This window comes from Kitasatospora sp. NPDC048407 (assembly GCF_043200475.1).
GTDB lineage: Bacteria > Actinomycetota > Actinomycetes > Streptomycetales > Streptomycetaceae > Kitasatospora.
This window is the reverse complement of the sequence record NZ_JBICXW010000002.1, coordinates 104,681-123,199: the sequence shown is the minus strand read 5'-3', so window position 1 is coordinate 123,199 and position 18,519 is coordinate 104,681. Positions and strand designations below refer to the sequence as shown.

19 protein-coding genes and 2 pseudogenes are annotated in these 18,519 nt (G+C 72.5%); 7 read left to right on the top strand and 14 right to left on the bottom strand.

The genetic code is table 11. The annotated features are described in order from the left end of the window. Positions 1 to 11: 11 nt before the first annotated feature. Together ACGFWJ_RS05880 and ACGFWJ_RS05875 are read left to right on the top strand one after the other, a co-directional pair. On the top strand, positions 12 to 353 hold the full coding sequence (locus ACGFWJ_RS05880) for a hypothetical protein (protein ID WP_392945675.1): 342 nt from the start codon (positions 12 to 14) through the stop codon (positions 351 to 353). Positions 354 to 447: 94 nt separating this feature from the next. Next, positions 448 to 1,221, top strand: coding sequence for a transposase (locus tag ACGFWJ_RS05875; RefSeq protein ID WP_392945673.1), 774 nt, complete (start codon positions 448 to 450; stop codon positions 1,219 to 1,221). A 22-nt stretch (positions 1,222 to 1,243) separates the two neighbouring features. On the opposite strand, the gene ACGFWJ_RS05870 is transcribed toward ACGFWJ_RS05875, so the two are convergent. The 11 genes from ACGFWJ_RS05870 to ACGFWJ_RS05820 form a co-directional block, all read right to left on the bottom strand. Next, the gene (locus tag ACGFWJ_RS05870; RefSeq protein WP_392945671.1) at positions 1,244 to 1,759 is read right to left on the bottom strand and encodes an AAA family ATPase; all 516 of its coding nucleotides are present in this window, start codon (positions 1,757 to 1,759) and stop codon (positions 1,244 to 1,246) included. A 176-nt stretch (positions 1,760 to 1,935) separates the two neighbouring features. Continuing rightward, positions 1,936 to 2,133, bottom strand: a complete 198-nt coding sequence (locus ACGFWJ_RS05865) for a ferredoxin (protein ID WP_387864399.1) — start codon at positions 2,131 to 2,133, stop codon at positions 1,936 to 1,938. A 47-nt stretch (positions 2,134 to 2,180) separates the two neighbouring features. Continuing rightward, positions 2,181 to 3,383: a cytochrome P450 gene (locus ACGFWJ_RS05860; RefSeq protein ID WP_392945669.1), complete on the bottom strand. Its 1,203-nt coding sequence runs from the start codon at positions 3,381 to 3,383 to the stop codon at positions 2,181 to 2,183. Positions 3,384 to 3,665: 282 nt separating this feature from the next. Continuing rightward, a complete protein-coding gene (crcB, locus tag ACGFWJ_RS05855) occupies positions 3,666 to 4,040 on the bottom strand; it encodes a fluoride efflux transporter CrcB (RefSeq protein ID WP_392945667.1) in 375 nt (124 codons plus the stop codon). Then, a complete protein-coding gene (locus ACGFWJ_RS05850) occupies positions 4,037 to 4,387 on the bottom strand; it encodes a DUF190 domain-containing protein (RefSeq protein ID WP_392945665.1) in 351 nt (116 codons plus the stop codon). Before ACGFWJ_RS05850 ends, crcB (ACGFWJ_RS05855) begins: the two co-directional genes overlap by 4 nt. Then, positions 4,384 to 4,833 carry a fluoride efflux transporter CrcB gene (crcB, locus tag ACGFWJ_RS05845; RefSeq protein ID WP_392945663.1) on the bottom strand — a complete coding sequence of 150 codons (450 nt, stop codon included), beginning with the start codon at positions 4,831 to 4,833 and terminating at the stop codon, positions 4,384 to 4,386. Before crcB (ACGFWJ_RS05845) ends, ACGFWJ_RS05850 begins: the two co-directional genes overlap by 4 nt. 236 nt (positions 4,834 to 5,069) lie before the next feature. Continuing rightward, complete coding sequence (locus ACGFWJ_RS05840) at positions 5,070 to 6,680, bottom strand: SulP family inorganic anion transporter (protein WP_392946494.1); 1,611 nt, start codon at positions 6,678 to 6,680, stop codon at positions 5,070 to 5,072. Positions 6,681 to 6,826: 146 nt separating this feature from the next. Further along, positions 6,827 to 7,030 (bottom strand): hypothetical protein, encoded by a 204-nt coding sequence (locus tag ACGFWJ_RS05835; protein ID WP_387646976.1) that lies wholly within the window; start codon positions 7,028 to 7,030, stop codon positions 6,827 to 6,829. 163 nt (positions 7,031 to 7,193) lie between these two features. Continuing rightward, positions 7,194 to 7,562, bottom strand: a complete 369-nt coding sequence (locus ACGFWJ_RS05830; RefSeq protein WP_392945661.1) for an ArsR/SmtB family transcription factor — start codon at positions 7,560 to 7,562, stop codon at positions 7,194 to 7,196. A 136-nt stretch (positions 7,563 to 7,698) separates the two neighbouring features. Further along, entirely contained in the window at positions 7,699 to 8,052 is a 354-nt protein-coding gene (locus ACGFWJ_RS05825) for a zinc ribbon domain-containing protein YjdM (RefSeq protein ID WP_387646979.1), read from the bottom strand. Between the two features lie 47 nt (positions 8,053 to 8,099). Beyond that, a complete protein-coding gene (locus tag ACGFWJ_RS05820) occupies positions 8,100 to 9,695 on the bottom strand; it encodes a M4 family metallopeptidase (protein WP_392945659.1) in 1,596 nt (531 codons plus the stop codon). Positions 9,696 to 9,896: 201 nt separating this feature from the next. Here ACGFWJ_RS05820 and ACGFWJ_RS05815 point away from each other — a divergent pair, with 201 nt between their 5' ends. Together ACGFWJ_RS05815 and ACGFWJ_RS05810 are read left to right on the top strand one after the other, a co-directional pair. Continuing rightward, positions 9,897 to 10,424 carry a pyridoxamine 5'-phosphate oxidase family protein gene (locus ACGFWJ_RS05815; protein WP_387646984.1) on the top strand — a complete coding sequence of 176 codons (528 nt, stop codon included), beginning with the start codon at positions 9,897 to 9,899 and terminating at the stop codon, positions 10,422 to 10,424. Continuing rightward, a complete protein-coding gene (locus ACGFWJ_RS05810) occupies positions 10,421 to 11,032 on the top strand; it encodes a CBS domain-containing protein (protein WP_387864250.1) in 612 nt (203 codons plus the stop codon). The genes ACGFWJ_RS05815 and ACGFWJ_RS05810 overlap by 4 nt, the downstream gene beginning before the upstream one ends. A 36-nt stretch (positions 11,033 to 11,068) precedes the next feature. On the opposite strand, the pseudogene ACGFWJ_RS05805 reads toward ACGFWJ_RS05810, so the two are convergent. Both ACGFWJ_RS05805 and ACGFWJ_RS05800 read right to left on the bottom strand, forming a co-directional pair. Next, positions 11,069 to 11,833, bottom strand: a pseudogene (locus tag ACGFWJ_RS05805) (vWA domain-containing protein); the annotation flags it as partial. A 795-nt stretch (positions 11,834 to 12,628) separates the two neighbouring features. Beyond that, a pseudogene (locus ACGFWJ_RS05800) lies at positions 12,629 to 13,159 on the bottom strand (TerD family protein); the annotation flags it as partial. A gap of 109 nt (positions 13,160 to 13,268) precedes the next feature. On the opposite strand from ACGFWJ_RS05800, the gene ACGFWJ_RS05795 reads away from it, so the two are divergent. From ACGFWJ_RS05795 to ACGFWJ_RS05785, 3 genes are all read left to right on the top strand, one after another. Further along, positions 13,269 to 13,973: a DedA family protein gene (locus tag ACGFWJ_RS05795; protein WP_392945656.1), complete on the top strand. Its 705-nt coding sequence runs from the start codon at positions 13,269 to 13,271 to the stop codon at positions 13,971 to 13,973. Between the two features lie 131 nt (positions 13,974 to 14,104). Then, a complete protein-coding gene (locus ACGFWJ_RS05790; RefSeq protein ID WP_392945654.1) occupies positions 14,105 to 14,881 on the top strand; it encodes a sigma 54 modulation/S30EA ribosomal C-terminal domain-containing protein in 777 nt (258 codons plus the stop codon). Between the two features lie 474 nt (positions 14,882 to 15,355). Beyond that, complete coding sequence (locus ACGFWJ_RS05785) at positions 15,356 to 17,560, top strand: M4 family metallopeptidase (RefSeq protein WP_392946491.1); 2,205 nt, start codon at positions 15,356 to 15,358, stop codon at positions 17,558 to 17,560. An 81-nt stretch (positions 17,561 to 17,641) separates the two neighbouring features. On the opposite strand, the gene ACGFWJ_RS05780 is transcribed toward ACGFWJ_RS05785, so the two are convergent. Continuing rightward, the gene (locus ACGFWJ_RS05780) at positions 17,642 to 18,511 is read right to left on the bottom strand and encodes a DMT family transporter (protein ID WP_392945652.1); all 870 of its coding nucleotides are present in this window, start codon (positions 18,509 to 18,511) and stop codon (positions 17,642 to 17,644) included. Positions 18,512 to 18,519: the final 8 nt, after the last annotated feature.

The following is an 18,519-nucleotide window of genomic DNA, read 5'->3' as shown; positions in this document are numbered from 1 at the left end:
GAGAGGTGATCATGCGTCATGTCCTCGAATCGCCGTGGTCCGAGGAGGCCACGGTGAAGGCGTTCGGGTTCGGCCTGAGCGTTCTGCTGGAACTGCTGCTGCAGGTGGTGGTCCAGCGGCGACGGAAGCCCTCGCCCGACGAACTGTCCGCCGGGCGGCTGCGCCGGGCTCCTCGACGCCGGGGCAAGTCGACTTCGCGACGGCTGTCCCGCCGCGGCCGGATCGAAGAGCTGCGGCGCGTCAAGCGTCGGTTCGCCCCGCAGGCCGGTCCGGTGTGTCCCGGGCGGCAACGCGTGGTGACGGCCAAGCGGCTGAGGCAGCACCGGAACCGGCCGGGCAACCGCTCGTCCTGACCGCAGCGGGGTGAGGCTGTCCGGATTCCTGCCGGCCAGCCTCACCCCCAGGATGGGATGCGCGCCCCGGCGTCCGGGTACCGGGGCGTCAGCGGTGAGCGATCCCCGGGCTACCACCGCCGTGCTGTCCGGGCGGGCCACCGGCATCCCCAAGAGCCGCGACGGCCTGGTCGAGGCCGTGCGGGTGCTGCGGGCCGCCCACCGCGGCGCGGTCAAGGCCCGCACCCAGGCCATGAACCAGATCCGCGGCCTGCTCGTCTCCGCTCCGGCCCTGCTGCGCGAGCAGTTCGCCGGCCTGTCACGCACGGAACTGATACGCGCGCTCCCCCGGTTGCGGCCCGGCGACGACCTCTCGGGTCCGGTGGCGGCGACCCGGGCGGCACTGCGGCGACTGGCCCGGCGCCACCAGGCGGTGGACGAGGAGATCACCGAGTTCGACACCGAGATCGGCCCGCTGGTCAAGAAGGCCGCCCCCATACTGCTGGACCTGTTCGGTGTCGGCCCCGAGACCGCCGGCCAACTCCTGGCCTCCGCCGGCGACAACCCCGAACGCATGCGCTCGGAGGCCGCGTTCGCCCACCTGACCGGGGTCGCACCGATCCCCGCGTCCTCCGGCCGCACCCACCGCCACCGCCTCAACCGCGGCAGCGACCGGGCCGCGAACAACGCCCTGCACACCATCGTGCTGACCCGCATGCGCTTCGACCCGCGCACCCGCGCCTACGTCGAACGCCGCACCAAGGAAGGCCTGTCCAAGAGGGACATCATGCGCTGCCTCAAACGATTCGTCGCCCGCGAGGTCTACCGCACCCTGACCAGCACACCAACAACGCAGATCACGAAAACCAACCTGGCCCCTGCGGCTTGACTGCCATAGGAGCATCCCGCCGTCAGCCCTTCGCCGCGCCGAACCGGACGGCGGTCAGCCGCTCCCGCGAGGTCTCGTCCGCGAGCAGCACGGACGAGGCACCCGGGAACGCTGACCGCCCCCGCCGTTCGACGGCGGCCAGCAGCGCCGTCAGGCCGCGCACGTGGCGGCGGAAGGTGCGCGGGGCGGCGGTCCGGGCCCGGGCGTGCTGGCCGGCCAGCGCCTGCTCGGGCCGGACGGCGAGCAGCACCACGTGCAGCTCGCGCCCGTACCGGCGGGCCCAGTGCGCGAGGGCGAGGCGCATCCAGCGGCGGCTGCCGCAGTCGTGCACCAGCAGCGGCCCGGGCCTGCGCAGCGCGGCGCGGGTGCGCAGCAGGTGCAGGGTGCGCACGGCGGGCCGGTAGACGGGGTACGGGAGCCGGGCGGGCATCGCGGCCTGAGCGGCCAGGCGGCTGGTGCGCGGGTCGAGGACGGGGGCGCGGCCGTCCCAGCGGTGCAGCAGGGTGCTCTTGCCGCTGCCGGGCAGTCCGGCCACCACGACGGCGGCGCCCGGGCCGTAGCGGATCGTCAGCGGCGGGCCTGCCTGCCCGCGCAGGTCGGTGACACCGTGCGGGGCGAGTTCGACGGTGGCCTCGACGGGACTCCTCCTCAGACGTCGAACCGTCCCGCCATCGGTCGGCGGGACGGTTCGGCAGTTTACCGGGGGCGTCCGGGTCAGTTCTCGGTGATCCGGACCGCCCCGGAGGGGCAGGACGCGGCGGCGTCCTCGACCGCGGAGCGCAGCTCGGCGGGCGGGCGGGCGTCGAGCAGCACGACCACGCCGTCCTCCTCGCGCTGGTCGAACACTTCGGGGGCGTTGCGGACGCACTGTCCGGCGCCGCAGCAGCGGTCCTGGTCGACGGAGACGGTCACGGTTCCGGCCGTCGCGGGGTCACCGGTGCGGGCCGGCGTGGTGGCGCTCACCAGGCGACCTGGAGTTCGTGGACGCCGTAGATCAGCATGTCGTGCCGGAACGGGACGTCCTCGAACGGCACGGCGAGCTTCAGGTCGGGCAGCCGGCGCAGCAGGGTCTCCAGGGCGATCTCCAGTTCCAGCCGGGCGAGCGGCTGGCCGAGGCACTGGTGGACGCCGAAGCCGAAGGCGAGGTGGTGGCGGGTGTCGCGGGTGAGGTCGAGGGTGTCGGCCCCGGGGTAGCGTCCGTCGTCCCAGTTGGCGGTGTTGACCTGGAGGATGACGCCCTCGCCGGCCCGGATCTTGGTGCCGCCGATCTCGGCGTCGGCGACGGCGACCCGGACCAGGCCGGTCTGCACGATGCTGAGGTAGCGCAGCAGCTCCTCGACGGCGGCGGGCGTGTCCTCGGGGTGGGCGCGCAGGTGGGCGAGTTGCTCGGGGTTGCGGAGCAGGGCCAGCACGGACAGCGCGGTCATGTTGGCGGTGGTCTCGTGCCCGGCGATCAGCAGCAGCCGGCCCATCGCGCCGATGTCCTCGATCTCGAGTTCACCGCGCTCGACCAGGCGGCTGAGGATGCCGTCGTCGGGGTTGTCGCGCTTGGACGCGGTCAGGACGTCGAGGTATTCGGTGAGGCGGTTGTTGGCCTCGACGATTTCCTCGGTGGTGGCGCCGCGGTGCAGCAGGGTGCGGCTGCACTCCTGGAAGAAGTCGTGGTCCTGGTAGGGGACGCCGAGCAGCAGGCAGATCACCAGGGACGGCAGCGGCAGCGCGAACTCGCCGACCAGGTCGGCCTGTTGGCGTCCGTCGATCATCCTGTCGATGAGTTCGTCGGTGATCCGCTGGATCTCGGTGCGCAGTTCGGCGGTCTTGCGGACGGTGAAGTCGCCGGTGAGCATGCGGCGCAGCCGGCCGTGCTCGGGGTCGTCGAGCCGGATGAACGTGGGCTTGACGTTGAGGAGTTGGCGGGAGCCCTCGGTGAGGAACGGGAAGCCGGGGTTCGCCGGGTCGGAGCTGAACCGGTTGTCGGCGAGGATGGCGCGGACGTCCTCGTGGCGGGTGATCAGCAGGGCGGTGTTGCCGTCGTACAGGGTGACGCGGCTGATCGGCTCGTCGTGCCGGGCCTGCTGGTAGGCGGGCGGCGGGGCGAACGGGCAGGTCGCCTCGCGCGGGGCGGGGTGGATGGTGGGGGAGGTTTCTGCGGCGGTGGCCATCTGGTGCTCCCTTCCCGGAGCTGGGCCGGCGGTGGCGTCGGCGATGGAGCCTGCGACTGCGCGGCCCGGGCAGTTGAGTGCCTCGGGCAACTAACTCAACGTCACGCTAACTCGCGGTCCGTGCCCACGGGAAGATGATCCTGGCCCCGGCGGGCATTCTGTCCGGATCACGGCGACGCACCGCCACTCCCCCGGGGTCCGGGACCCCCGCCCACCAGCCATGCCCAGGTCCGTCACGGCCGGAGGATCATCCTTACGGCCGATCGAGAACGGGCCACGGCCTCACACCCACAGCGCCTGGGCGATCGCCCACCCCGTGAACGCCGACCCCAGACCCGCCACCACGCTGCCCGCCGCGTTCATCACCGCGTAGAACCGGGCCCCGCTCTCGGCCAGCCGCAAGGTCTCGTACGAGAACGTCGAATACGTGGTCAGCGCCCCGCAGAAGCCCGTGCCGAGCAGCAGCTGGAGCTGCGAGGAGGCCGCGCCGGCGGCCACCGCGCCGGTCAGCAGACCGAGCACCAGGGAACCGGACACGTTGACGGCGAACGTCCCCCACGGGAACACCGTGTCGTGCCGGGCCTGCACCGCCCGGTCGGTCAGGTAGCGCAGCGGGGCGCCGACCGCCGCGCCGACGATCACCAGCAGCCAGTTCACCGCGCCACCCCGTCGTCCTTGACCTTCCGGAGCACCTCGCACGCGTCGAGCGTCACCAGGCACCGGTCCAGCAGGTCGTCCAGCTGCGGCAGGAACGAGCGGATCCGCTCCTCGCGGTCCACCACCACGACCGCCATCGGCATGTCGTCGCCGACCGACAGCAGCCGCGAGGTGTGCACCATCGAGGACGCGCCGAAGCCCTCGACCCCGCGGAACACGCTGGCACCGGCCAGCCCCGCGGCGTGCACCCGGTGCACGATCTCGGCGTACAGCGGGCGGTGGTGCCAGCGCTCGTCCTCGCCGACCAGCGCCGTCATCCGCAGCGCCCGTTCGATGCGTGTGGTCATCGCGTCCTCCGTCGGATCACCCGGCGGGCGACCGCCGCGCCGGCCCAGACCGCGACCATCGCGGCGAGCAGGGTCGCGGCCAGGTACCCCAGCGCCGCCGGGGCGCGGCCGGCCAGCATCAGACGCTGGATGTCGACCGCGTAGGTGGAAAAAGTGGTGAACCCGCCCAGTACACCGGTACCGAAGAACGGCCGCACCAGCCGGTGCGCCCGCCACGCCTCCGTGAGCACCGTCATGAACGCCCCGATCACCGCGCACCCGGCCACATTGATCACCAGCGTCGCCCACGGAAACCCGTCCACCGGCGTCGGCCACGCCAGCGCGATCGCGTACCGGGCACACGCCCCCAGCACACCCCCGACGGCCACCACACCGATCACGGCCGCCAGTTCACTGTCCGGCCCCCGCCTCACCGGCCGCTGCCGGGCCTCGGCATCGACCGCCATCGGACTCTCCACGGGCACACGTCTCCTACTCGCACGGCACCCGAGAATTCCGGGCGCGCCACTGTACAAGCAGGGACCGTTGGCAGCAGACCGCTGCGGTTCGTGTCCGGCGGGCCCCACCGCCGTCACGCACCCCGAGGGGTGCTACTGGGCCCACTCTACCGGGCAGGCCGGGCCGCCCGGCGTGCGAGCGGCCCGGCGTGCGAGCGGCCCGGCGTGCGAGCGGCCCGGGCCGTTCAGCGGGTGCCGACGGCCGGTGCGGGGATGGACGGCAGGCTGTCCCGGGCGTATTCCAGGGCCTCCGCCGAGGTGCCGAACAGCCGCCCTTGGAGCTGGAGTTCGTCCAGCACGCCGAGGGCGTCCAGCGGTCGCCGGTGTTCGTCGTGCAGCCCGGAGACCAGTACCAGGGTGCCGCGGCGGTGCAGGTCGGCGAGCGCCTCTCCGAGCACGGTCGCGCCGCTGGCGTCGATCGCGGTGACCCGGGACATCCGCAGGATCACCACCTCGGCCCGCGCGGCGGCCGTCAGCTCTGTCCGCAGCCGGTGCGCGGCGGCGAACAGCAGCGGGCCGTGCAGCCTGAAGGCGGCGATCCGCCCGCCCGCGTGGTCCTCCTCGGACACCGGCAGCCGCTCCAGCCGGGCGCCCCGGGCGACGGAGCGCAGTGCCAGCGCGCCGGCCAGCAGCAGGCCGACCCCGACGGCGGTGACCAGGTCGAAGGCGAGGGTGGCGACGGCGGTCGCCGCCAGCACGGCGGCCTCGCCGCGGCCGGTGCGGGCCAGTGCGCGCAGCGCCCCGGCCTGGACCATGCGGACGGCGGTGGCTATCAGCACGCCGGCCAGCGCGGCCAGCGGAATGTCGGCGACCAGCGGCGCGGCGGCGAACACCACCACGGCCAGCACGGCGGCGTGCACCAGCGCGGCCAGTCGGGAGACCGCGCCGCTGCGCACGTTGACGGCGGTGCGGGCGATCGCGCCGGTCGCGGCAACGCCGCCGAACAGCGGGGCGACCAGGTTGGCCAGGCCCTGGCCGAACAGCTCCCGGTCGCTGTCGTGCCGCTCGCCGCCCCGGCGGGGGTCGTTCGCGGTCATCGCATCGGCGGCGGTCGCCGACATCAGCGACTCCAGCCCACCGAGCGCGGCCACCACCAGCGCGGACGGCAGCAGCCCGGGCACGGCGGACAGGTCGAGGAAGCCGAGCGAGGGGCTGGGCAGCCCGGCCGGCAGCTTGCCGATGACGCCGACCGGCAGGTCGACGGCCTTGGCCAGCACGGTGGCGGCGACCACGGCGATCAGCGAGAACGGGACGGCAGGCCGCAGCTTCCCGCCGATCAGCATCAGGGCGGCGACGCCCGCGGCGAGCAGCACGGCTGCCCAGTGCGGGGTCTCCGCGAACGCCTTCACGGCGCGGGCGGCGACCACCGCCGGGTTCTCGCCCTCCGGCTTGGCCACTCCGAGCGCGCCGGGCACCTGCTGGAGCGCGATCACACCGGCGATACCGACCGTGAAGCCCTCCACCACCGGCACCGGCACGTACGCCATCCAGCGCCCGGCCCCGGCGAGCCCCAGCAGTATCAGCATCAGGCCCGCGAGCAGGCCGACGGTCAGGACGCCCGGGGTGCCGTAGTGGGCCACGATCGGCACCAGCACCACGGTCATCGCACCGGTCGGGCCGGTGACCTGGAGGCCGGAGCCGCCGAACACGGCGGCGATCGCACCCGCCACCACGGCGGTGGCCAGCCCGGCCGCCGCGCCCGCCCCGGAGGACACTCCGAAGCCCAGTGCCAGCGGCAGCGCCACGACGGCCACCGTCAGGCCGGCGATCAAGTCGCGGCGCGGGTCGCGGCCCATGGTGGCCAGCACCTTGCGGTTCGGCAGTACCGCCCGCACCCGCCGTCCGATCACACCCCCGCCGTTCACGCCGCCCCGCCGCATCGGATCGTGGCGAGCGGATCATGGACCTCCGCCTGGGCCTGACACTGCGACGCGGGCACCGTTCAGCTCTCTTTCTGGGGTTCCGGCTCTGTTCCGGACCGGGACGGGACGGCGACGCCGTGCTGCTCCGCGATCCGCAGCAGCCCGGCGATCCGGCCGGCCTGGGCCTGCGCGCCATGGTCGTCGTCGGCGTCCCGGGCCTCGCGCAACGCCCTTTCGGCGAGGGCGAGTTGCTCGCGGACCTCATCCTCGAACAGCTCGGTCACGTCCGGCCCCTTCCCCATGTCGGCACGCAGGCGCCCGGGCAGGACGGACCTGTCGGGCACCCGATCAGAATGTATCGACTTGAAGAATTTCGCAAGTCGCAATGTCTGCATGTTGGGGGCACACCGGCGCCCTCGCGGGCACAGCAAGGGAAGTGACGGCGCGTCAGCCCTTGTCGGCGGCCCGCAGGTCGGCGAGCAGGCCGGCCTGGTCGGTGATCAGCGAGCCGAGGATGGAACGGGCGACCCGCAGCAGGTCGGCAACCTCGCCGCTGGCGAGGGTGTAGACGACGGTGGAGCCCTCGCGGCGGGCGTGCACCAGCTTGGCGCGGCGCAGCACGGCCAGCTGCTGGGAGAGGTTGGCCGGCTCCACGCCGACCTCGGGGAGCATCTCGGCGACGGCGTGGTCGCGGGTGCTGAGCAGCTCCAGGACCCGGATCCGCACGGGGTGCCCGAGCGTTTTGAAGAACTCCGCCTTCAGCTGGTACAGCGGCACACTGGCCACCGGGAGCGACTGCGGGTTCTCGGCGTTCACGTGGTCGTCACCGTCTCGTTCAAGGCCCGAAAGGGCACGGGGGCGTCGCGCCGACCCTAGCAAGCCGACCCCGACAATGATCGTGCTCCCGGCCCCCACGCGGGGAGTCCGGGAGCACGGCGGGGCAGGAAGCGGGTCAGGCCTTCTTGACCACGCTCGACTTGAGCTGCATGGCGCCGAACCCGTCGATCCGGCAGTCGATGTCGTGGCCGTCGACGCCGTCGACCAGCCGGATGTTGCGCACCTTGGTGCCGGCCTTGATGCCGGAGGCGCTGCCCTTGACCTTCAGGGCCTTGACCACGGTGACGGTGTCGCCGTCGGCCAGCACGTTGCCGACGGCGTCCCGGATCTCCCGCTCCCCCGCCGGCTGCGCCGCGTCGTCCTCGGCGGGCGCCCACTCGTGGCCGCACTCGGGGCAGACCATCAGGGCGTCCATCTCGTACGTGTACTGGCCGGCGCAGCTGGGGCAGGGGGGAAGGTTGTCGCTCATCGGGCCAGGATAGCGGCCGATCGGTCGCCATCCGGACACGCGTGCGGTCAGGCGACGGAGACGGCGCTCCACGCGGCGGCGACGGTCGCGTACTCGGTGGAGGTGGCGCCGTACAGGTCGCGGGCGGCGTTCAGCGAGGCGGTGCGGGCGCCGGCGTAGTTGGTGGTGGAGGTCATGTAGACGGTGAGCGCCCGGTACCAGATGGCGGCGACCTTCTGGTTGCCGATGCCGGTGACGGTGGAGTTGTTGCAGGTCGGGCTGTTGTAGGTGAAGCCGTTGATGGTCTTGCTGCCGCTGCCCTCGCTGGCCAGGTAGAACCAGTGGTTGGCGACGCCGGAGGAGTAGTGCACGTCCAGCTTGCCGACGGTCTTGCTCCAGCAGTCGGCGGAGCGGCCGTCCAGCGAGGGCTTGTCGAAGCGGCGCAGCCACGGCGGGGTGGACTGGTCGCTGAACAGGTAGTCGGGGGTGTCGACGCCGTTGTTGGCGTACCACTCGACCATGGTGCCGAAGATGTCGCTGGTGGCTTCGTTGAGGCCGCCGGACTCGCTGCTGTAGCGCAGGTTGGCGGTGGCGCTGGTGACGCCGTGGGTCATCTCGTGGCCCATGGTGTCGAGGTCGACCTGCTCGGGGTCGGTGGTGCCGTTGCCGTCGCCGGTCATCATGCAGAAGCAGGTGTCGGACCACTGGGCGTTGTCCCAGTTGGTGCCGACGTGGACGAAGACGGTGGCGCCGCGGCCGTCGTTCTTGATGCCCTTGCGGCCGAAGGTGTTGAGGTAGTAGTCGTACGTCCAGGCGGTGTTGGCGTGGGCGTCGACGGCGGCGGTGGACCGGTCGGTGGAGAACTTCTTCCCGTCGCCCCACACGTTGGTGGTGCTGGTGAGCGCGCTGCCGGAGCTGGCCTTGACGCTGCTCGCGCCGAGGTTCTTGGCGTCCTTGGTGAGGTGGCCGCGGACCGGGTCGGTCAGCGTGTAGCTGCCGTCGGCCTGCTGGGTGGTGTCGATCCGGACGTCGCCGGTGTACTCGGAGTGGCCGGTGCCGGCCGCGGACTGCTCGGAGTCGTAACTCTCGATCGCCTCACCGGTGTTGGCGTCGGTGACGACGATCCGGCCGGCCGGCTGGCCCTGCTTGCCCTCGCCGCTGACGGTGGTCTGCCAGGCGAGGCGGGGGGTGCCGTCGGCGGCCCAGACGACCAGTTCGGGGGTGGCGGTCGCGCCGGATATGCCCTGGGCCTGGCCGAGCGCGGCGGCGGCGCCGTGCTGCGGGGAGACGGCGGGCACCACGGACTTCACCGCGGCGTCGTGGCCCTTGGCGCGGGAGGAGTCGGCGAGCTTGCCACGGGCGTCCTGGTGGACGACCAGGTCGCCGCCGATCACCGGCAGGCCGCGGTAGGTGCGGTCGAAGCGGACGTGCTGGGTGCCGTCCGCGTCGATGATGACGTCCTTGACCTTCAGGCCCTGGCCGGCGCCGAAGCCGAACAGGTCGGCGTGGTGGGAGACGTTCGCCTCCGCGCGGGCGATCGCGGCGTCGCGGCCGGGGGCGGCGGAGGCGGTGTCGACCTGGACTGCGGCGACGAGCAGTGCGGCGCTCGCCGCGAGGGCGCCGGCGGTGAGGGTGCGTCGGCGCGCGGAGGAGGAGGGGCTCACTCGTGACTCCAGTCGGGTAGCGGGGGGCTGGCCGACTGACAGCCTGTCGATGAACATACAAACAGTTCTATGAACAGAAAAAGAACGTAATCGGTTCGTATCCCGGAGCCCCACCCCCGCCGATCGGAAGGACGCTCGACCGGTACGGAAACGACCAACGGCCCTCCCGCCACACGGGTCCGACCGCCCAGGATCGGAGATATGACCAGCGAACCCGTCTCCTCCCCCGATGGCCTCAGCCTCGACCCGGGCCAGTGTCTGCGCCTGATGGCCCGTCACTCGGTGGGCCGGCTCGTCTACACCCGGCACGCCCTGCCCGCCGTCCTGCCGGTCCGCTACCGCCTCGCGGACGGCGGCAGCGTCCTGGTCGACCAGCCCGACGAAGAGCTGCTGCGTGCCGTGACCGGCACTGTCGTCGCCTTCCAGGCCGACCAGGTCGACCCCGCCGACGGCAGCGGCTGGACAGTCACCGTGCTCGGCCACGCCGACGCCGTACACCCCACCGCCGCCACCGGCCCGCCCGCCGTCTCCGTCCGGATCCGCCCCGAATGGGTGTCCGGACTGCGGCTGCTGCCGCCCCGCCCCCGCCCCGCCGACCGGCCCCACCACCCGGGACCTCCGGCCCTCGCCCCCGACGCCGCACACCCCGCAGAGTGGGAACGTCGGCATCGGACCGGCGCGGACCGAGGAGGCGAAGGACGATGCGGCACTGCACCGTCGGAGCGATGATGACCCGTCAAGTGGTCACCGTCAGCCCCGGAACGGGCTTCCGCGAGATCGTCGCACTGCTCGCCGAGTACGACATCACCGCCGTGCCGGTGGTGGACACCGACCACCGGCCGCTCGGCGTCGTCTCCGAGGCCGACCTGCTGCGCACCCAACTCGCCCAGTACGACCCGGCATCCCTGCTGCCCGCACCCGTCCACCTGCGCGGCACCGGCACCACCGCCGCCGACCTGATGACCACCCCCGCCGTCTGCACCACCCCCGACAGCACGGTGGTCGCCGCCGCCCGCCTGATGACCCGTCGGCGAGTCAAACGCCTGCCCGTGGTCTCCCCCACCGACGGCCGCCTGATCGGCACCGTCAGCCGCGGCGACCTGCTGCGGGTCTTCCTCCGCGAGGACCAGGCGATCCGCCGCGAAATCGTCGAGGAGATCCTCACCACCGTCGAAGGCACCAGCCCCGCCCTGATCAGCGTCGACGTCGTCCAGGGCGAGGTCACCCTCAGCGGCACCACCGCCCCGCACTGCCACACCCTCGCCCTGCGCGAACTCTGCGCCGCCGTCGACGGCGTGGTCTCGGTCACCGACCGGACCACGCGCGCCGCGGCCTGACGTCCCGCCGGCTCGTCAGCGCAGGATGCCGGCCCGTCAGCGCAGGATGCCGGCCCGGCGGGCGGCCGTGATCCACTGCGGGAACTCGGACAGCAGCCGGTCGTACAGCTCCGGGTCGGGCAGGGTGCTGATGTCGTCGACGGCGAAGAACCCGACGTTGTCGACCCGGCGGCCCGGCAGTCGGTCGAAGTACTCCAGCACGCCGTAGTTGGAATGCCCGAGGCCGACGAACTGCCAGAAGATCGGCTCCTCGACGGCCGAGCGCAGCTGGAACTCGATCTCGGAGTTGCGGTAGATGCCGCCGTCGGAGAAGAACAGCACCAGGGTGGGCAGCGGCGACGGGAAGGCGCGGACGAACTCCCGCACCTCGGCGATCACCTTCTGCTCCTCGTTCTGGATCCCGACCGCCTTCATGTCCACCCGCCCGTCGGGCCTCGGCGCCCGGATACGACGACGGCCGAACAGCCCGCCCATGCTCGCCTCACCGGGCCGGACGTGCAGCCGCAGCCACTCGGGCAGCCCCGGCACGCTCAGATCGGGCAGCCGGGCCGAGCGGGACGCGAACGTCCACGCCTGCATCGTCCCGTCGTCGTCCAACTGCGCGGCCACGGCGGCCATCCGCTCCACCACGTCCGCGACCACGCCCCGCGCGTACAACCCCGCCATCGACCCGGACGCGTCCAGCACCAGCAGAATCCGCGCCACCACCCCCTGCGCGCCGTGCTTCTGCAGGCTGACGGCGACCTGCTGCTTGCGCAACGAGAGGCGCTTGCGCATGTCGACGGGCAGCTGCGACTCGCCTGCCGCGGCGAGCTGCTGCGCGGCGGCGGCGGCGAGCTGCTGCGCGGCGGCGGCCGCGATGTCGGGCGCGTGCGTGGGGCGCGGGGGGACGGCCGGCGGCACCGAGAGCGGTTCCGGCGACGGCGGGAGCGCGACCTGTTCCGGCGACGGCGGGAGCGCGAACGGGTCGGGCGCGGGCGCGGACTGTTCCGGCGACGGCGCGAACGGGTCGGGCGCGGGAGCGGGCTGCGGGGCCGGGGAGGACGCGAACGGGTCGGATGCGGGCGCGGGCTGCGGGGCCGGCAGCGGGCGCAGCCTGAGCTCGCGGGTGAAGTGGACGCCCTCGGGCCCGGGCTCCAACTCCGGTGCGGGAGAAGGCTCTTCCGCCGGGCGCAGCCTGAGCTCGCGGGTGAAGTGCACGCCCTCCGGCACCGGCTCCGGTTCGGGCGAGGGCCCGGCCGACAGGCGCAGCCTCAACTCACGGGTGGCATCCGGCCCCGGCAGGGGCTCGGGTGCCGGCCCGGCCTCCAACTCCGGTGCGGTGTGCGGCCCGTTCGCCCGCCCGGTCTCCGGGGCCGGCTCGCGCTTCGGCTCGGGTACGGGCGACGGCTCTGCCGCCGGTCGCGGCACCGTGAGCGCGCCGCCGGCATCCGGCGCCGGCCCCGCCACGGCCTCGGGCCCGGGCGAACTCCCGGTCTCCCGCCTCGAATCCGGCTCCGGCTCGGGCTCCAATGCCGTCTCCAACACCAACACCGGCTCCGGCTCCGGCTCTTGCCCGGCGGAGTCCGTGGGCAGCGTGAAGCCGTACGCCGCGGCCAGCCCGTCCAGGCCGTTGGCGAAGCCCTGGCCGACGGCGCGGAACTTCCAGTGGCCGTTGCGGCGGTAGAGCTCGCCGCCGATCAGGGCGGTCTCCCGGCCGGCCTCGATGGTGAAGGTGGCGAGGGGCAGGCCGGTGCGGGCGTCGGAGATCGCCAGCGTCAGGTCGCGGATCCGGCCGAAGGTGCCCTCGCCGTCGGTGGCGGCCAGCAGCAGGACGCGCTGCACGTCGGCGTCGCGGACGTCGAGCGCCGCGAGGTCGGCCTCGATCCGTTCGACGGGGGCGTCGGCGGGGCCGGTGCGGCCGCGGCAGAGGACGGCGCCGGAACGGTGCGGGGTGCGTCGACGCCGGATCAGATCGCTTGCGTCGCGGGCCTGGCCGTCGGCGGTCAGCAGCAGCGCGGCGGCGGTGAGGTCGGGGGCGCCGGGTGCGGGCGTCCAGCTGAGGTCGGCGTGCACGGCGGGCACGTCGATCGGGAGGTTGCTGCCTTTGGCCAGGGATCTCGCGGTCACCGGCACAGTCTGGCCCATCGGGGGCATGTGACGCGCCCCCCGGGCAGCGGGTTCTGCGGGCGGTGGCGCGGGCTCGGCGTTACGGTGAGGGCCGGACGGCGGGCGAGCCGGGAGCGAGGTGGTCCGGGTGCACGGCCTCACCGACTGGCTGCGGGGGCTGTCGGGCCCGGTGGTGTACGCGGTGGTGGGGGCCCTGGTGTTCGCGGAGGACGCGCTGTTCGTCGGGTTCGTGCTGCCGGGCGAGACGGCGGCGGTGCTCGGCGGAGTGCTTGCCCATCAGGGCAAGGTGTCGCTGGGCCTGATGGTGCTGGTGGTGGTGGCCGCGGCGATCCTCGGCGACTCGACGGGGTACGAGGTGGGCCGCCGGTTCGGTCCGGCGGTGCTGCGGACGAAGACGATGCGCCGGCACGCGAACCGGGTCGAGGGAGCACAGAGCCTGATCCGCCGTCGGGGCCCGATGGCGGTGCTGCTGGGGCGGTTCGTGGCGTTCTTCCGGGCAATGATGCCGGCGCTGGCGGGGGTGTCGCGGATGCCGTACCCCCGGTTCCTGCTGTTCAACGCGATCGGCGGGGTGATCTGGGGCGTGGGGTTCGTCCTGCTCGGCTATTTCGCGGGCTCCGCGTATTCGCACATCGAGGCCGTGGTGGGGCGTTCGGCGGCGATCGTGGTGGCGGCGGTGGTGCTCGTGGCCCTGCTGGTGTGGCACCTGCGTTCCCGGCGACGCGAGGCCCGCCGCGAGCACGAAAACGAGCACGAAAACGAGCACGAAGACGAGCACCAAGACGAGCACAAACAGGCCGATGACAGCAACGACGAGCCGAAGCAGGACTGACATCTCGTCGAACCATGCCCGCCGACCGTCCCGAAACAGCCAGGCCCGTCGGCTCCCCCACGTGGACCGTTCGGCCCTCTGCGCGGCGGCGGCCATGGAGCAGGCTGGAGTCATCGGGAAAGGAGTTTCTGATGAACCGTCTGCAGACCCGTAGTGTTGCCGAGGTCGAGGTGCTGGTGGAGACCCGCGGCGAGGTTTCGGCCGGCGCCCCCGACTACGCGCGGGTGAAGATCGCCGCGGTGCTGGACCGGCTGGACGAGCCGGTGCTCGCGGTCCGGGTGCGGCTGGTGCAGGAGCCCAACCACGCGGTGGCCCGGCCGTCGTTGGCGCAGGCCACGGTGGACGTCAACGGACGTCCGGTGCGGGCGCACGTCGCTGCGGCGACGATGCGTGAGGCGATCGATCTGCTCCAGGACCGCCTGGTGTCGCGGGTCGCCCGCCTGCGTCATCACCGCCGGCCGGCCCGCACGCCGCTCGGCTGGGCCGACGGCCTGGACCCGGAGCACCGCCCGCAGCGCCGTCACGTGGAGCCGGAGGACCGTCGGCTGGTGCGGCACCGCAGCTACAGTGCGGCGCGGCTGGGTGCGCTCGACGCGGTGTTCGAACTGGAGGCGATGGACTACGACTTCCAGTTGTTCACGGACGCCGAGAGCGGTTGCGACAGCCTGGTCTACCGCGGTGCGGCGGGCGGCTACCGGCTGGCCTCGACCGGCCCGCTGCCGCACCCGGTGACGGGATTGGTGGTCAGCCGTCTGACGGTGCCCCGCCTGACGGGTGAGCAGGCCCGGGCGCGGCTGGAGCTGACCGGGTTGCCGTTCGTGTTCTACACCGATGCCGCGACCGGCCGCGGCAACGTCATGTACCACCGTTACGACGGGCACTACGGGCTGATCACGCCCGCCGCGTAGCGGTCGAGCCTTCGGCAGGCGTGGGGGTCTGTCCGGAGGCGGGAAGAGCTCCCGGCGGGTGTGGGGCCCGTCCGGGAGCGCGGGAAGAGGAGTCGGGGACGGTGTGGGGCCGTCCCCGGCTCCCGCTTTTTTGGCGCATTACCAACGTTCTGACGGCCGATTACCTCGACATTACGTCGGCAACGAAGTATTTCGGCCAACTTGTTGCCGCATGGGTGACGCGTTCCCAACAAAGCTGGCACTGTACCGTCCCATCGCCGCAGAGGTCCTTGCAGACGCACACGCACCACCACGATGCGGCGACCCGTCGGACACCGTCCTGCTCGTTCGAACCACCAGCTCTACCGGGCGGCTCCATCCCTGCCCTCCCGGCTGACTCCGGCCGTACCCACGCGGCCGTCGCAGAAGGAGTTCCGTGTGACTCGATCCTCCCGAAAGACCGTCAGCGCAACCGCTCTGATAGCCGGCGCCGCCATGATCGCGGCCGCCCTGACCTCCGGTGTCGCCTCCGCCGACACCACGGACCAGGCCCCGGCCGAGGTCCAGGCCATCGCCGGCGCGCTGCCGGTGCAGCTGTCGCCGGAGCAGCGTGGCGAGTTGCTGGCCTCGGCGGATGCGTCGAAGGCCGAGACCGCGAGGTCGCTGGGCCTGCGGTCGGAGGAGGCGCTGATCGCCAAGTCCGTGACGAAGGACGCGGACGGCAGCGTGCACACCCGCTACGAGCGCACCTACGCCGGGCTGCCGGTGCTCGGCGGCGACCTGGTCGTCCACACCGCCCCGGACGGTTCGACCACGGGCGTCACCAAGGCCACCGAGGCGGACATCGCCGTCGACACCAACGAGAAGGAGAGCGCCGACTCCGCGAAGGGCCTCGCGCTGGACAGCGCCGGGGACGCGAAGGTCGAGGAGCCGGCGGCGGACAACGCCCGCAAGGTCGTCTGGGCCGCGTCCGGCACCCCGACCCTGGCGTGGGAGACGATCGTCACCGGCACGCAGGAGGACGGCACGCCGTCCGAGCTGCACGTCATCACCGACGCGAACACCGGCAAGAAGATCTTCGAGTTCCAGGGCATCGAGACCGGCATCGGCAACAGCCAGTTCTCCGGCCAGGTCAACATCGGCACCTCGGCGGCGGCCGGCGGCGGCTTCGCGATGACCGACCCCACCCGCGGCGGCCACAGCACGTACGACCTGAAGGGCACCAGCGGCTCGACCAAGTCGCTGTTCACCAACCCGACCGACACCTGGGGCGACGGCACCGTCTCCAACCGGCAGACCGCCGCCGTGGACGCCGCCTACGGCGCCCAGCTCACCTGGGACTACTACAAGAACGTCCACGGCCGCAACGGCATCAAGAACGACGGCGTCGGCGCCTACACCCGGGTCCACTACGGCAGCAACTACGTCAACGCGTTCTGGTCCGACAGCTGCTTCTGCATGACCTACGGCGACGGCTCGGGCAACACCCACCCGCTCACCTCGATCGACGTCGGCGCCCACGAGATGACCCACGGCGTCACCTCGAACACCGCGGGCCTGATCTACAGCGGCGAGTCCGGCGGTCTGAACGAGGCGACCTCCGACATCATGGCCGCCGCCATCGAGTTCTGGGCCAACAACCCCCAGGACAAGGGCGACTACCTGGTCGGCGAGAAGATCGACATCTACGGCACCGGCGCCCCGCTGCGTTACATGGACAAGCCCTCCAAGGACGGCAAGTCCAAGGACGCCTGGTACTCCGGCCTCGGCTCGATCGACGTCCACTACTCGTCCGGCCCGGCCAACCACTGGTTCTACCTGGCCTCCGAGGGCAGCGGCGCCAAGACCGTCAACGGCGTGAACTACGACTCGCCGACCTCCGACGGCCTGCCGGTGACCGGGATCGGCCGCGACGCCGCCGCCAAGATCTGGTACCGGGCGCTCACCACCTACATGACCTCCTCCACCAACTACGCCGCCGCCCGCGTCGCGACCCTCAAGGCCGCCGCGGACCTGTACGGGCAGACCAGCCAGACCTACATGAACACCGCCAACGCCTGGGCGGCGATCAACGTCGGTCCGCGGGTCGTCGACGGCATCATGGTCGACTCGATCGACTCCCAGATCAGCGCGGTCGGCGAGGAGGTCGACCTCCAGTTCAAGGCCACCAACTTCAACCCCGGTCAGCTCACCTTCCACGCCGAGGGCCTGCCCGACGGTCTGAAGGTGCACCCCGTCACCGGCAAGGTCTCGGGCACTCCGACCACGCCGGGCACCTACGAGGTCACGCTGCTCGCCAAGGCCTCGCACCACAGCAGCGTCACGACGAAGTTCACCTGGAAGGTCGCCCGGGCCATCGTCTCGAACGCCACCCGGGTGCCGATCCCGGACGGCGGCGGCCCGGCCGTCTTCTCGGACATCGTCGTCGACAAGGTCGAGGGCCAGGCGCCCAGCGACCTCAAGGTGTCCGTGGACATCAAGCACACCTGGCGCGGTGACCTGAACATCGACCTGGTCGGCCCCGACGGCAAGGTCTACTCGCTGAAGAAGGCCAACGTCGGCGACTCCGCCGACAACGTGCTCGAGACCTACACGGTGGACGCCTCCGCGCAGGTCGCCAACGGCACCTGGCGGCTGAAGGTCCAGGACATGTACCGCGGTGACACCGGCTACATCGACAACTGGAAGCTCATCTTCTGACGCGAGGTCTCCTGACGCGCGGTCTCCTGACGCGCAATCTCCTGACGCACCGTCTTACCGAGGTCGTCAGCTCCCGGAAGCTCACTTCTTCCCGGAGCTGACGACCTCTTGGATGTGTGGGACGGCCCGCACCAGGGTCAGCACGCCGCCGATGACCACGGCCAGCCCGAGCAGCGCGGGCAGCACCCACCAGCCGGTGCGGACGGTCTCGTCGAACAGCACCACGCCGAGCAGCAGGCTGACCCCGGCGTCGCCGATGGTCAGGGCGGTCTGCGAGATGGCCAGCGGGCCGGCCTGCAGGGCGTTCTCCAGCAGCAGGACGGCGGCGATTCCGGTGAGCGCGAAGCCGTAGGTCTGCCAGACGGAGAAGAACGCGGCCGGTCCGTGGTCGGCGAAGGTCCCGGTGGCGGACTTCATCAGGGCGGCGGTCAGCGCGTTGCCGACGGCCGCCGCGCTGCCCAGCGCGCCGGCCCGGAACAGCGGGGAGCGCCAGTGCTGGGCGGCAAGGACGGCGGCGCCCATCAGGCCGAGGCAGCCCACCAGGACGGGCACCCAGCGGCTCATCGGGGCGTTGTCGGTGCCCCCGGTGGGCGCGGCGCTGCCGAGGAACAGCACGAGTCCGCCGACCACGGCGGCCACCCCGGCCCAGCCGGCCTGCGGCACCCGGCGGTGCATCAGCGGCGAGGCGATCAGCAGCGCGAACGGCAGCTCCAGCACGAACACCGGCTGCACCAGCGCGAGCGCCCCGAAGCTCAGCGCGAGCGCCTGGAACAGGGCCGCGCCGGCCAATCCGGCGATGCCGATCAGCCAGGCCGGGTCCCGCGCCAGGGTGAGCACGAACCGCAGGCCGCCACCGTGACCGAGCTTGGCGGCCGCCTTGCGCTGGAAGGCGGTGCCGGTGGCGTTGGAGGCGGCGCCGAGGACAGCGAACAGGACGGCGAGAACGGGCACTCCCCCAT

Bases quoted from the DNA above. Each gene is read 5' to 3' on its own strand.
- ACGFWJ_RS05860 (WP_392945669.1), bottom strand. From the start codon at position 3,383: ATGGCCACCGCCGCAGAAACCTCCCCCACCATCCACCCCGCCCCGCGC.
- ACGFWJ_RS05815 (WP_387646984.1), top strand. From the start codon at position 9,897: ATGACCAGCGAACCCGTCTCCTCCCCCGATGGCCTCAGCCTCGACCCG.
- ACGFWJ_RS05880 (WP_392945675.1), top strand. From the start codon at position 12: ATGCGTCATGTCCTCGAATCGCCGTGGTCCGAGGAGGCCACGGTGAAG.
- ACGFWJ_RS05825 (WP_387646979.1), bottom strand. From the start codon at position 8,052: ATGAGCGACAACCTTCCCCCCTGCCCCAGCTGCGCCGGCCAGTACACG.
- ACGFWJ_RS05840 (WP_392946494.1), bottom strand. From the start codon at position 6,680: ATGGGCCGCGACCCGCGCCGCGACTTGATCGCCGGCCTGACGGTGGCC.
- ACGFWJ_RS05810 (WP_387864250.1), top strand. From the start codon at position 10,421: ATGATGACCCGTCAAGTGGTCACCGTCAGCCCCGGAACGGGCTTCCGC.
- crcB (WP_392945663.1), bottom strand. From the start codon at position 4,833: ATGGCGGTCGATGCCGAGGCCCGGCAGCGGCCGGTGAGGCGGGGGCCG.
- ACGFWJ_RS05785 (WP_392946491.1), top strand. From the start codon at position 15,356: ATGATCGCGGCCGCCCTGACCTCCGGTGTCGCCTCCGCCGACACCACG.
- ACGFWJ_RS05790 (WP_392945654.1), top strand. From the start codon at position 14,105: ATGAACCGTCTGCAGACCCGTAGTGTTGCCGAGGTCGAGGTGCTGGTG.
- ACGFWJ_RS05850 (WP_392945665.1), bottom strand. From the start codon at position 4,387: ATGACCACACGCATCGAACGGGCGCTGCGGATGACGGCGCTGGTCGGC.